The 11,949-nt window shown below is 49.7% G+C and carries 20 protein-coding genes and 2 tRNA genes; all 22 read right to left on the minus strand.

The window, feature by feature from the left end:
- Positions 1 to 14: 14 nt before the first annotated feature.
- On the minus strand, positions 15 to 410 hold the full coding sequence (rpsH, locus tag B9N93_RS18020; protein WP_085215622.1) for a 30S ribosomal protein S8: 396 nt from the start codon (positions 408 to 410) through the stop codon (positions 15 to 17).
- 57 nt (positions 411 to 467) lie between these two features.
- A complete protein-coding gene (gene rpsN, locus B9N93_RS18025; protein ID WP_085215623.1) occupies positions 468 to 773 on the minus strand; it encodes a 30S ribosomal protein S14 in 306 nt (101 codons plus the stop codon).
- A gap of 11 nt (positions 774 to 784) precedes the next feature.
- Complete coding sequence (gene rplE / locus B9N93_RS18030; protein ID WP_085215624.1) at positions 785 to 1,324, minus strand: 50S ribosomal protein L5; 540 nt, start codon at positions 1,322 to 1,324, stop codon at positions 785 to 787.
- A gap of 16 nt (positions 1,325 to 1,340) precedes the next feature.
- The gene (rplX, locus tag B9N93_RS18035; protein WP_085215625.1) at positions 1,341 to 1,658 is read right to left on the minus strand and encodes a 50S ribosomal protein L24; all 318 of its coding nucleotides are present in this window, start codon (positions 1,656 to 1,658) and stop codon (positions 1,341 to 1,343) included.
- Between the two features lie 15 nt (positions 1,659 to 1,673).
- Positions 1,674 to 2,042: a 50S ribosomal protein L14 gene (gene rplN, locus B9N93_RS18040; protein WP_085215626.1), complete on the minus strand. Its 369-nt coding sequence runs from the start codon at positions 2,040 to 2,042 to the stop codon at positions 1,674 to 1,676.
- A 58-nt stretch (positions 2,043 to 2,100) separates the two neighbouring features.
- On the minus strand, positions 2,101 to 2,361 hold the full coding sequence (rpsQ, locus tag B9N93_RS18045; protein ID WP_085215627.1) for a 30S ribosomal protein S17: 261 nt from the start codon (positions 2,359 to 2,361) through the stop codon (positions 2,101 to 2,103).
- A complete protein-coding gene (rpmC, locus tag B9N93_RS18050) occupies positions 2,361 to 2,552 on the minus strand; it encodes a 50S ribosomal protein L29 (protein ID WP_085215628.1) in 192 nt (63 codons plus the stop codon). The genes rpsQ and rpmC overlap by 1 nt, the downstream gene beginning before the upstream one ends.
- Positions 2,552 to 2,965 (minus strand): 50S ribosomal protein L16, encoded by a 414-nt coding sequence (rplP, locus tag B9N93_RS18055; RefSeq protein WP_085215629.1) that lies wholly within the window; start codon positions 2,963 to 2,965, stop codon positions 2,552 to 2,554. Before rplP ends, rpmC begins: the two co-directional genes overlap by 1 nt.
- Positions 2,966 to 2,986: 21 nt before the next feature.
- Complete coding sequence (rpsC, locus tag B9N93_RS18060) at positions 2,987 to 3,658, minus strand: 30S ribosomal protein S3 (protein WP_085215630.1); 672 nt, start codon at positions 3,656 to 3,658, stop codon at positions 2,987 to 2,989.
- Positions 3,659 to 3,671: 13 nt separating this feature from the next.
- Positions 3,672 to 4,004 carry a 50S ribosomal protein L22 gene (gene rplV / locus B9N93_RS18065; protein ID WP_085215631.1) on the minus strand — a complete coding sequence of 111 codons (333 nt, stop codon included), beginning with the start codon at positions 4,002 to 4,004 and terminating at the stop codon, positions 3,672 to 3,674.
- Positions 4,005 to 4,019: 15 nt separating this feature from the next.
- Positions 4,020 to 4,292 carry a 30S ribosomal protein S19 gene (gene rpsS, locus B9N93_RS18070; protein ID WP_085215632.1) on the minus strand — a complete coding sequence of 91 codons (273 nt, stop codon included), beginning with the start codon at positions 4,290 to 4,292 and terminating at the stop codon, positions 4,020 to 4,022.
- Positions 4,293 to 4,313: 21 nt separating this feature from the next.
- Positions 4,314 to 5,135, minus strand: a complete 822-nt coding sequence (gene rplB / locus B9N93_RS18075) for a 50S ribosomal protein L2 (RefSeq protein ID WP_085215633.1) — start codon at positions 5,133 to 5,135, stop codon at positions 4,314 to 4,316.
- A 52-nt stretch (positions 5,136 to 5,187) separates the two neighbouring features.
- Positions 5,188 to 5,481: a 50S ribosomal protein L23 gene (rplW, locus tag B9N93_RS18080; protein ID WP_085215634.1), complete on the minus strand. Its 294-nt coding sequence runs from the start codon at positions 5,479 to 5,481 to the stop codon at positions 5,188 to 5,190.
- Positions 5,478 to 6,092, minus strand: coding sequence for a 50S ribosomal protein L4 (gene rplD, locus B9N93_RS18085; RefSeq protein ID WP_085215635.1), 615 nt, complete (start codon positions 6,090 to 6,092; stop codon positions 5,478 to 5,480). The genes rplW and rplD overlap by 4 nt, the downstream gene beginning before the upstream one ends.
- 13 nt (positions 6,093 to 6,105) lie before the next feature.
- Complete coding sequence (gene rplC / locus B9N93_RS18090) at positions 6,106 to 6,741, minus strand: 50S ribosomal protein L3 (protein ID WP_085215636.1); 636 nt, start codon at positions 6,739 to 6,741, stop codon at positions 6,106 to 6,108.
- 24 nt (positions 6,742 to 6,765) lie between these two features.
- Positions 6,766 to 7,077, minus strand: a complete 312-nt coding sequence (rpsJ, locus tag B9N93_RS18095) for a 30S ribosomal protein S10 (protein ID WP_085215637.1) — start codon at positions 7,075 to 7,077, stop codon at positions 6,766 to 6,768.
- A gap of 4 nt (positions 7,078 to 7,081) precedes the next feature.
- On the minus strand, positions 7,082 to 8,272 hold the full coding sequence (gene tuf, locus B9N93_RS18100; RefSeq protein WP_085215638.1) for an elongation factor Tu: 1,191 nt from the start codon (positions 8,270 to 8,272) through the stop codon (positions 7,082 to 7,084).
- 38 nt (positions 8,273 to 8,310) lie between these two features.
- Positions 8,311 to 10,410, minus strand: coding sequence for an elongation factor G (gene fusA / locus B9N93_RS18105; protein ID WP_085215639.1), 2,100 nt, complete (start codon positions 10,408 to 10,410; stop codon positions 8,311 to 8,313).
- A 42-nt stretch (positions 10,411 to 10,452) separates the two neighbouring features.
- The gene (rpsG, locus tag B9N93_RS18110) at positions 10,453 to 10,926 is read right to left on the minus strand and encodes a 30S ribosomal protein S7 (RefSeq protein WP_085215640.1); all 474 of its coding nucleotides are present in this window, start codon (positions 10,924 to 10,926) and stop codon (positions 10,453 to 10,455) included.
- 17 nt (positions 10,927 to 10,943) lie between these two features.
- Entirely contained in the window at positions 10,944 to 11,318 is a 375-nt protein-coding gene (gene rpsL, locus B9N93_RS18115) for a 30S ribosomal protein S12 (RefSeq protein WP_085215641.1), read from the minus strand.
- A 242-nt stretch (positions 11,319 to 11,560) separates the two neighbouring features.
- A tRNA-Asn gene (locus B9N93_RS18120) sits at positions 11,561 to 11,636 on the minus strand.
- A 42-nt stretch (positions 11,637 to 11,678) separates the two neighbouring features.
- Positions 11,679 to 11,755: transfer RNA gene (locus B9N93_RS18125), tRNA-Arg, on the minus strand.
- Between the last annotated feature and the right edge of the window lie 194 nt (positions 11,756 to 11,949).

The following is an 11,949-nucleotide window of genomic DNA, read 5'->3' on the forward strand; positions in this document are numbered from 1 at the left end:
ATCCCTAAAATGAATTATGACACTATGCAGATTACTTCGCCGCCATGGCCCTGCTTTTTAGCGTCGGTACCAGTCATCAAACCCTTGGATGTTGAAATCACAGCCACTCCCAACCCTCCCAAAACGTTTGGCAAGTGTGCTTTTGTTTTATATACCCTACACCCAGGCTTGCTAACCCTTTGAATATTTTCAATAACAGGCAATCCCTTGTAATATTTAAGCCTTATGGTTAGCTCACTTTTTCCTAAGCTTTCTTTGATATTAAAAGACTCTATATATCCTTCATTTTCTAAAACCCTGCAAAGCGCGACTTTGAGATTGGAAGAATGCATCCTGACCTCCTCCTTACTCGCTGCTTGGCCATTACGAATTCTCGTAATCATATCCGACAATGGATCAGTCATACCCATTATTATATGTCCTATTTTATAATTAGCGATTTATATACAAGCCATTTTTAAGATATACTACCAACTCGCTTTTGTGACCCCTGGCACATCCCCTCTCATAACAGACTCACGTAGTTTGTTCCTTGCCAAACCAAACTTTCTATAATATCCATGAGGACGGCCAGTTAAATTACAGCGGTTACGCACTCTCGAAGAGGAAGAATCACGAGGCAACTTCTGAAGCTTTAGCTCGGCCTGATTTTTTTCAGCTTCACTCGCAGTAAGGCTACTAATTATAAGCTTTAACTCTTCTCGCTTATTCTTATATTTTTCAATTAGTTGTAAGCGCTTGCTTTCGCGTGCAATCATAGACTTTTTCGCCATTTTAGATCACCTTATATACGGAATGGAAACTTAAAATGCTCAAGCAATGCACGAGCCTCTTGATCAGAAAAAGCGCTAGTTGTAATAGTTATATCTAGACCTCTAACAGCATCTATCTTATCGTAATCAATTTCTGGAAAAATAATCTGCTCACGCACACCCATACTATAATTGCCGCGCCCATCAAAAGATTTCGAGCTCAACCCTCTAAAATCTCTAATTCTTGGAATCGCAACAGTAATCAATCTATCCAGAAATTCATACATTTTTTCACGGCGTAAAGTAACTTTACATCCAATAGGCATTCCTTCCCTTATCTTAAACCCTGCAATCGATTTTCTTGCTAAAGTTATAACCGGTTTTTGGCCGGAAATTTTCTGTAAGTCATCAATAGCACTCTGAAGCACTTTTTTATCAGCTACCGCTTCTCCCACCCCCATATTCAAGGTTATCTTTTCGAGTTTAGGAACCTGCATAATAGACTGGTAATTAAACTGTTTACCTAATTCCGCAACGATCCGCTGCTTATATATTTCGCTTAGCCTAGCCATAACTTTATTCCATTTATCAAACATCTACGGTTTCATTGGTAGATTTAAAGTATCTAACTTTTCTACCATCCGCCAACAACCGAAAACCAATTTTATCTGCTTTATGAGTACTGGGATTATATAAAGCAATGTTTGAGATATGTATGGGCATAGTTTTTTCAACAATCCCGCCATTAATCCCTTTCATTGGAAGGGGTTTCTGATGCTTACGTACCGTATTTATTCCCTCAACTAATGCATAGCTATCAGTTGGAAGAGAAAGTACGTTTCCACGTTTACCTTTATCTTTTCCAGTTAAAACTACAACTTGATCGCCCTTACGAATTTTTTGCATTTTACCATCCCCGTGCTAAATTACTTCTGGTGCTAAAGAAATAATTTTCATAAATTTTTCTGAGCGCAGCTCTCGAGTAACAGGACCAAAAATCCGGGTACCAATTGGTTGATGCTGGTTATTTAATATAACAGCGGCATTTCCATCAAACCGAATCACTGATCCGTCACCACGACGGACACCTTTGCGAGTTCTAACCACTACGGCATTGTATACTTCGCCCTTTTTTACGCGGCCCCTAGGTATCGCTTCCTTAACACTGACTTTTATAATATCGCCAACATTAGCGTATCTGCGATGCGACCCCCCTAAGACTTTGATGCACATCACTTTACGAGCACCGCTGTTATCTGCCACATCAAGGCAGCTTTGCATTTGGATCATTTAAACCACCTTAAATCAAATTTGCTGAATTTAAAAAACTTCCCTATATTTTATTCACTCAGCTATCACGTCCTTCAATCTTTACAAGTTTCCATACTTTCCTTTTTGAAATAGGACGGCATGATACGACAAGAACCTTATCCCCTTCACGAGATTCGTTTCTTTCATCATGCGCCAAAAGGGTACTAGACTTCCGAATATATTTCTTATAAGTTGGATGAGGAACCAACCTTTCAATCTGTACACAAATGGTTTTATCCATTTTTATACTAACTACTGTGCCAAGCAGCGTACTCGACGTTTTTTGCTCGCTATTCATTACACACCCTCTTTTTGTCCTAACATGGTATAGATTCTAGCGATATCACGTCTTACTAGTTTAATGCGATCAGGCTTGCTAATCTGACCAGTTGCTTTTTGCATTTTAAGGTTGAACTGCTCTTTGCGAAGATCAAGTAGTAAACCATTAAGATCAGCAATTGATTTATCTTTTAAATCGTTCACTTTCATCACATTACCGTCCTAACAGAAAATACAGTTTTGACAGGCAATTTAGCGGCCGCCAAGCTAAAAGCTTCCCTGGCTAATTCCTCATTCACACCTTGCAATTCGTAAAGCATAGTGCCTGGCTTAACTTCGGCTACCCAATATTCAACGCTACCTTTGCCGCTCCCCATGCGGACCTCCAAAGGCTTTTTAGAAATCGGTTTATCGGGAAATATTCGGATCCATATCTTTCCACCACGTTTGACGTGCCTAGTGATTGCCCGACGAGCCGCTTCAACTTGCCTAGCGGTCAGACGACCTCGCTCAATCGACTTTAAACCATATTCGCCAAAACTTACTCGATTGCCTTTTTGGGCTAGACCGCAATTACGTCCTTTATGCTGTTTGCGGAACTTCGTTCTTTTTGGTTGCAACATACTTACTAAACTCTTATCTTATTAAGCTTCCGAAACAAGAGCTAATTTCCCTTCGTTGGAAGGATGGGAAAAGACTTCGCCTTTGAAAATCCAAACTTTCACACCTATCACACCATAGGTAGTCTTAGCTTCGGCGAAACCATAATCAATATCGGCCCGAAAAGTATGAAGCGGAACCCTACCTTCCCGGTACCACTCACTTCGGGCGATCTCAGCTCCATTCAAACGCCCGCTTACATTGATTTTTATACCTTCAGCCCCCAAGCGCAAGGTATTAGTAACGGCCCTTTTCATAGCCCGCCTAAACATTATGCGTTTTTCTAATTGCTGAGCCACACCTTCAGCGACTAGCTGTGCATCCAATTCAGGTTTTCTTATCTCTTCAACACTAACCTGAACAGGAATACCCATCATCGCAGATATCTCTTTCCTTAAGATATCTATATCTTCACCTTTTTTCCCGATGACTAATCCAGGACGAGCAGTATGAATTGTGATATGGGCATTATTGGCAGGGCGATTAATCTGAATTCTGCTTACCGACGCATGTCCCAAGCGCTTTTTCAAAAACTCCCTAACTTTAATATCCTTATGTAAGTAGTTCGCATAATCCTTACTGCTGGCATACCAACGTGAAGTCCAATCTTTAATATAACCGAGCCTGATGCCCGTGGGATGAACTTTCTGTCCCATTTTTAACCCCTTATCAATGCTCGGAAACTTGAATTGTGATATGACAAGTGCGCTTCGTAATTCGGTTAGCTCGACCCTTTGCGCGCGGCGACATTCTTTTTAAACTTGCACCTTCACTAACCTCAATCGAGCTAATCCGCAGTTCATCAATATCGGCACCATCATTATGCTCCGCATTAGCGATAGCAGACTCCAAGATTTTCTTGACTATTTTTGCGGATTTTTTAGGGCTAAATGCCAGCAAGTTAATAGCTTTATCTACTTTCAACCCCCTAACCTGATCGGCTACCAACCGGCATTTTTGGGCTGATACCCTGGCGTGGCTTAGCTTAGCAATAGTACCCATAACTCTTTCCCTCAATTATTTGGACTTTTTATCGGCTTGATGGCCTTTATAAGTCCGCGTTGGGGCGAACTCTCCCAGTTTATGACCAACCATATTATCGGTAACGAGTACAGGCACATGCTGGCGACCATTATGTACCGCCAATGTGATCCCGATCATTTCCGGTATAATCATCGACCGCCGAGACCAGGTTTTTACTGGCTTTTTGGAGCCTCCTTGACCAATCTCCAATACTTTTTTAAGTAAGTGATGATCGACAAAGGGTCCTTTTTTAATCGAGCGTGGCACGATTCTTACCTCTACAATTTTTTATTTCCGACCCCGAACAATCATTTTGTCGGTTCGTTTGTTATTACGCGTCTTATAGCCCTTAGTAGGCACACCCCAAGGCGATACCGGATGCCTTCCCCCAGAAGTGCGACCTTCACCACCACCATGGGGATGATCCACTGGATTCATCGCTACACCGCGAACAGTAGGACGAATGCCACGCCAACGCGATGCGCCCGCCTTACCCAGCGAAGCTAGGTTATGCTCATTATTGGAGACCTCACCAATAACGCCTTTACAATCGATCAGAATTTTGCGCATTTCTCCAGAGCGCAGTCTAATCGTCGCATAAGCGCCATCCTTAGCGACCAATTGCACGGAAGCCCCGCCAGCACGCGCTATCTGGGCTCCTTTACCGGGCTTAAGTTCGACGCAATGAATCACGGAACCTACCGGCATATTCCGCACAGGCAGCGAATTACCCACTTTAATAGGGGCAAACTCGGACGATATGATTTCTTGTCCGACAAGCAAGCCTTTAGGAGCGATCATATACCTACGCTCGCCATCGCTATACACAACCAAAGCGATATGGGCGGTCCGATTAGGATCATACTCAATTCTTTCCACCCTCCCCGGAATGTCGAGTTTATCCCGCTTAAAGTCAATCAACCGGTAAAACTGTTTATGCCCACCCCCTTTATGGCGGGTAGTCACATGTCCTTGATTATTTCTTCCCGAACTTCTAGTCTTTTTTTCCAACAACGGAGCATGGGGACGCCCCTTATATAATCCATCGGTTTTCACCCGAACTACGAATCGCGACCCCGCCGATGTCGGCTTAGATTTTACAAGCGCCATTTGAAAATCCTATCTCAATGCTAATTATACTAACCGCTTATAAGTTAGCTTTTCATGCCGCAGAAAAATCTATCTCGGACCCCGGTTTAAGCTTTACATAAGCTTTTTTCCAGTCTGAGCGAGTTCCAAGAAAACGCCCAAAGCGTTTGACTTTTCCTTGCACGTTTAATACGTTCACCGATTCGACTTGGACTTTGAATAGGAACTCCACCGCACGCTTGATTTGATTTTTCGTGGCGGTCTTCTTCACCCGGAATACCACTTGCCGATTTTTTTCACCTGCCAAAGTAGTCTTTTCCGAAATGATCGGCGCATCCAGAATGCTCATCAAATCCGTCTGCTTCATGATAATCCAGCCTCAATTTTTTTAGCCGCTTCGGCAGTAATAACAACTTTTTCGCTGTGGACCAAAGCTACCGGACTGAGCGAGTTCACATCACAGATACCGATATGAGGGATATTCCTAGCCGCTAAATACAAGTTATTATCGATGCTATCAGCGATTAATAATCCTTTATCAACACCTAGACCTTTCAACTTATCCAATAAAACCTTGGTTTTTGGTTCGGATGGGCTAAGATCGGTAGCGACCACCAACCGTCCTTGCCGCAGCAATTCCGAAAATATCGAGCGCATTGCCGCACGATACATTTTCTTATTGAGTTTCTGCGAAAAATCACGATTTCTAGCGGCGAAAGTCACGCCACCCGTACGCCACAAAGGACTCCGGCTTGTACCTGCCCTAGCGCGACCACTGCCTTTTTGCCGCCACGGCTTAGCGCCGCCACCGCTGACATCGGAACGGGTTTTCTGGCCTTTAGTGCCCGAACGCCCACCCGCCATATAAGCGACCACCAGCTGATGGACCAGAGCTTCGTTATATTGAACACCAAAAACGGCATCCGAAACCGCCAAAGCGGATTCAGAATTACTTGCCGATGGAATCTGAAGAGTCATTTAAAAGATCCCCTTATTTTTTCACGGCGGGTTTGATAACCACATCTCCGCCTTTCGGGCCAGGAATTGCGCCTTTTATCAATAGCAAAGATTTTTCGGGATTAATCGCGCAAATCTTAAGACTTTGGACCGTCACATTCTCATGTCCCATGTGACCGGCCATTTTCTTGCCTTTGAAAACACGGCCTGGGGTTTGGTTTTGGCCGATAGAGCCGGGCGCACGGTGCGAAAGCGAGTTGCCGTGGGTGGCATCCTGGGTCCTGAAATTATGGCGCTTCACCACGCCGGCAAACCCTTTACCGATACTGACACCACGCACATCGACGAATTGGCCTTCTTGGAAAAGATCGACGCCGAATTCCTGACCTACACTATAAGGCCCGGTATCGCCATCCAATCTAAACTCCCACAAACCCCGACCTGCTTCCACACTGGCTTTGGCATAATGGCCCGCCATAGGTTTGGAAAGACATGAACGCTTCTTGCTACCGGTGGTTATTTGTATCGCACGATATCCATCCGTGTCTTCGTTTTTGACCTGGACTACACGATTGGGCTCCACATGCACCACCGAAACAGGAACCGCAGCTCCATCTTCGGTATAGATGCGGGTCATACCACATTTCCGTCCAATCAACCCTAGCGTCATTGATGACTCCTGGAATACGCTTTTTTAATTCAACTTAATCTGGACATCGACGCCAGCAGCCAAATCTAGCTTCATTAGGGCGTCCACCGTTTTATCAGTGGGCTCGATGATGTCCATGAGACGCTTATGGGTCCGAAGCTCATATTGATCACGCGCATCTTTATTGACGTGCGGGGAGATCAGAACCGTATAACGCTCTATCTTGGTTGGCAAAGGAATCGGACCCAAAACCTGGGCACCGGTCCGCTTGGCGGTTTCCACGATTTCGTTGGCCGATTGGTCGATTAAACGATGGTCAAAGGCTTTCAATCGAATGCGGATTCTTTGTTTCTGCACGAGTTTACTCCAGAACCTTGGAAACGACGCCCGCGCCGACGGTCCTGCCGCCCTCGCGCACCGCGAAGCGCAGACCCTCTTCCATGGCGATGGGCGCGATCAGCTTGACGGTGATCTTGACGTTGTCGCCCGGCATCACCATCTCCACGCCCGACGGCAACTCGACCGAGCCGGTCACGTCGGTGGTGCGGAAGTAGAACTGCGGACGGTAGCCATTGAAGAACGGCGTGTGGCGCCCACCCTCGTCCTTCGACAGCACGTAAATCTCGGCCTCGAAGTGGGTGTGTGGGGTGATGGTGCCGGGGGCCGCCAACACTTGGCCGCGCTCCACGTCCTCGCGCTTGGTGCCACGCAGCAGCACGCCCACGTTGTCGCCCGCCACGCCCTCGTCCAGCAGTTTGCGGAACATTTCCACGCCGGTGCAGGTGGTCTTGGTGGTGTTGCGGATGCCGACGATCTCGACTTCGTTGCCCACCTTGACGATCCCGCGCTCCACACGCCCGGTCACCACGGTGCCGCGACCGGAAATCGAGAACACATCCTCGATCGGCATCAGGAACGGCTTCTCGATGTCGCGCTTCGGCTCGGGGATGTAGCTGTCGAGCGCGTCCACCAGCTTGATGATGGCAGGCACGCCGATGTCGCTCTGGTCGCCTTCCAGCGCCTTCAGCGCGGAGCCGATCACGATGGGGGTGTCGTCGCCGGGGAAGTCGTACTTGGACAGCAGTTCGCGCAACTCCATATCGACCAGTTCGATCAATTCGGCGTCGTCGACCATATCGGCCTTGTTCAGGAACACCACGATGTAGGGCACACCGACCTGGCGGGCCAACAGGATATGCTCGCGGGTCTGCGGCATCGGGCCGTCGGCGGCGGAGCAGACCAGGATCGCGCCGTCCATCTGCGCCGCGCCGGTGATCATGTTCTTCACGTAGTCGGCGTGGCCGGGGCAGTCCACATGGGCGTAGTGGCGGGTCGGGGATTCGTATTCGACGTGCGCGGTGGCGATGGTGATGCCGCGGGCGCGTTCCTCGGGAGCCGCGTCGATCTGGTCATAGGCCTTGAATACCCCACCGAAGCGCTCGGCACCAATCTTGGTGAGCGCTGCCGTCAGGGTCGTCTTGCCATGGTCCACATGGCCGATCGTTCCCACATTCACATGCGGCTTGCTACGTGTAAATTTCTCTTTGGACACGACTAAATACCTCTTAACTTCAATTTTTTCTCGAGTTCTTAACCTACAGACGCTCTTTTTATAACGGCTTCCGCGATATTTGGTGGAGCTTCCTGATATTTCTTAAATTCCATGGAATAGGTGGCGCGCCCCTGGCTCAAGGAACGCAAAGTCGTGGAGTAACCGAACATTTCCGCCAGAGGAACTTCGGCTTTCAACACTTTCACACCCGCATTGTCGTCCATACCCAATATTATTCCGCGTCGCCGGTTCAAATCACCGACGACATCCCCCATGTAATCCTCGGGAGTTTCGACTTCGACACTCATCATAGGCTCTAGCAAGACCGGATTGGCTTTGCGAGCGCCGTCCTTGAAACACATCGATCCCGCGATTTTGAATGCCATTTCGTTGGAATCCACATCGTGATACGAGCCATCGAATAAAGTGACTTTCACATCCACGACGGGGAAGCCAGCCAATATACCATTTTTCAATTGCTCTTGCACACCTTTATCCACAGCGGGAATATATTCCCTCGGTACCACACCACCTACGATACCATTCACAAATTGGTAACCGCCCGACTCCAAAGGCTCGATGCGCAACCACACATGGCCATATTGGCCACGCCCGCCGGTCTGCCGAATGTACTTGCCTTCCTGCTCGACTTGCTTGCGGATGGTTTCGCGGTAAGCCACTTGGGGAGCGCCGACATTGGCGTCCACCTTGAACTCCCGCTTCATACGATCCACGATGATTTCCAGATGCAATTCACCCATGCCGGAAATGATCGTCTGGCCCGACTCCTCGTCGGTGCGCACCCGGAACGAGGGGTCTTCCTGGACGAGGCGTTGCAAAGCCAAGCCCATCTTTTCCTGGTCGCTCTTGGTCTTGGGTTCGACGGCGACCGAAATCACCGGCTCGGGGAACTCCATGCGCTCCAGCACCACGGGCTTGTCGAGGGAAGATAGCGTGGTCCCGGTAACGATATCCTTGAGGCCGACACAACACGCGATATCGCCCGCCCGGATTTCCTTGATATCCACACGGTCGTTGGCGTGCATCCGCAACAAACGTCCGATGCGTTCTTTATTGCCGGTCTGGGAATTGATGACGCTATCGCCGGAATTCAGTACGCCCGAATAGACACGGACAAAGGTCAAGGAACCGACAAAGGGGTCGGTCATGATCTTGAAGGCCAGGGCGGAGAAGGGTTCGTCGTCGCTGGAATGGCGCTCGATGGGATTGCCCTTATTGGCATCCACACCTTTGATCGCGGGGATATCGACCGGGGAAGGCAGGAAATCGATCACGGCATCCAGCATGGCCTGCACGCCTTTGTTCTTGAAAGCCGAACCGCAGAGCATCGGCACGATTTCCAAGGCGATGGTGCGCTTGCGTAACGCGGCTTTGATGTCTTCCTCACCCAATTCACCGCCTTCGAGATACTTTTCCATGAGTTCTTCGGAAGACTCGGCGGCGACCTCGACCATCTTTTCGCGCCATTCGGCGGCGAGTCCGGCAAGTTCGGCAGGAATATCGGAATAGGTGAAGGTCGCGCCGTTGTCGGCTTCGCTCCAGATGATCGATTTCATCTTGATCAAATCGACCACGCCCTTGAAGCCCTCTTCGGCTCCTATGGGGAGTTGGATCGGAACGGGATTGGCATGGAGGCGCTCCCGCATCTGGTGGTAAACCTTGAAGAAATCCGCGCCGGAACGATCCATCTTGTTCACGAACGCGATGCGCGGAACCCCGTATTTGGTGGCTTGCCGCCATACCGTTTCCGATTGGGGTTGCACGCCGCCCACCGCGCAATACAGCATGCAAGCCCCGTCGAGTACGCGCATGGAACGCTCCACCTCAATGGTGAAATCGACGTGGCCGGGGGTATCGATGATATTGATCTGGTGCTCGGGGTAGTTCAACCCCATCCCACGCCAATGGGTCGTGGTCGCGGCGGAGGTGATGGTGATGCCACGCTCCTGCTCTTGCTCCATCCAGTCCATGGTCGCGGCACCATCATGGACTTCGCCGATTTTGTGATTGATGCCGGTGTAGAACAGAACCCGCTCGGTGGTCGTGGTCTTACCGGCATCGATATGTGCGGATATCCCAATATTGCGATATCGTTCGATGGGAGTTGTACGTGCCACTGCCGGGTCCTCGATTGGATTGCTTGTCTACACCGGCCTATATCACCAGCGATAATGGGAAAATGCCTTATTGGCTTCGGCCATTCTATGCGTATCTTCACGCTTCTTGACCGCCGATCCCCGGTTATCGTGGGCGTCGAGCAACTCGCCGGCCAGTTTGGCGACCATGCCTTTTTCACTGCGCTTGCGGGCGGAATCGATCAGCCAGCGCATCGCCAAAGCCACGCGGCGGGAAGGGCGCACTTCGACCGGCACCTGATAGGTGGCACCACCGACGCGGCGGGATTTCACTTCCACCAAGGGTTGAACGTTGTCCAAGGCCCTTTGCAGGACGTCGAGCGAGGAAGCTTGGCTGTTCTTGGCCTGGATTTGATCGAGAGCGCCGTAGACGACCTGCTCGGCCACCGATTTCTTGCCGCTCACCATCAGCATGTTTACGAACCTAGCGAGGGTTTCGCTGCCGAAACGTGGGTCGGGGATCAATTCTCTTTTCTGGGAAACTCTTCTTCTTGACATGACTTATCCAGCCTTAATTAACTTTTCGGTCTCTTCGCGCCGTACTTGGAACGGCCTTGACGACGCTTCTGCACACCGGCGGTATCGAGGCTGCCGCGCACAACGTGGTAACGCACACCCGGCAAGTCCTTGACACGGCCGCCGCGGATCAATACCACGGAGTGTTCTTGCAGATTGTGGCCTTCGCCACCGATATAACTACTGACTTCGGCACCGTTGGTCAGCCGCACGCGGGCCACTTTCCTCAACGCCGAATTGGGCTTTTTCGGAGTCGTCGTATAGACACGAGTACAAACCCCACGCCGCTGCGGGCAACCCTCAAGCGCAGGCACGTTGCTTTTCTCTTTCTTGCGTACTCGCGGCTTACGAACCAACTGATTAATCGTGGTCATTTCCAAAAAACTCCGATATTGCTCAACCCCTGGAATCCCAACCCAGCCAAGCGGCGGCTTTTTCTTTCACGTTGCGCCGCAAAAGCCCCACCTGGACCCGCTGGTAAAGCGGGCAAATTTAAGCGAAGGACGCTTGGCTGTCAATAGAAGGCCGCTTCATCGACCGGCATCGATCGGCACGGCGCGTTCGCGGCTTGCGAAAACAAAAAAGGCTTGCGTTTTCGCAAGCCTTTTTATTGATTTGGCTCCCCCGGACGGGCTCGAACCGCCGACCCGGTGATTAACAGTCACCTGCTCTACCGACTGAGCTACAGGGGATTGGTATCTGGATTTTCCACAGCATCCACTTTGGGGAAAAAGTGGCGCGCCCGGAGAGATTCGAACTCCCGACCACCTAGTTCGTAGCCAGGTACTCTATCCAACTGAGCTACGGGCGCGCTGTGGAAGCAGGAATTATCTATGGATGACCGAGCCATGTCAACTATTCGGCAAAAAATTTCATATCCCGGCGCTTGGGTCTCCCTACCCACCGGCCCGGCCATCCGCGTTCACAGTATTCGAACCTACGAGCATCCAAGGCACCAGCGTATAAGCCAATCAGTCCAAACAATGCGCGGCCAGGCCTTGGCCC

This window comes from Methylomagnum ishizawai (assembly GCF_900155475.1).
GTDB classification, from domain to species: Bacteria; Pseudomonadota; Gammaproteobacteria; order Methylococcales; family Methylococcaceae; genus Methylomagnum; species Methylomagnum ishizawai_A.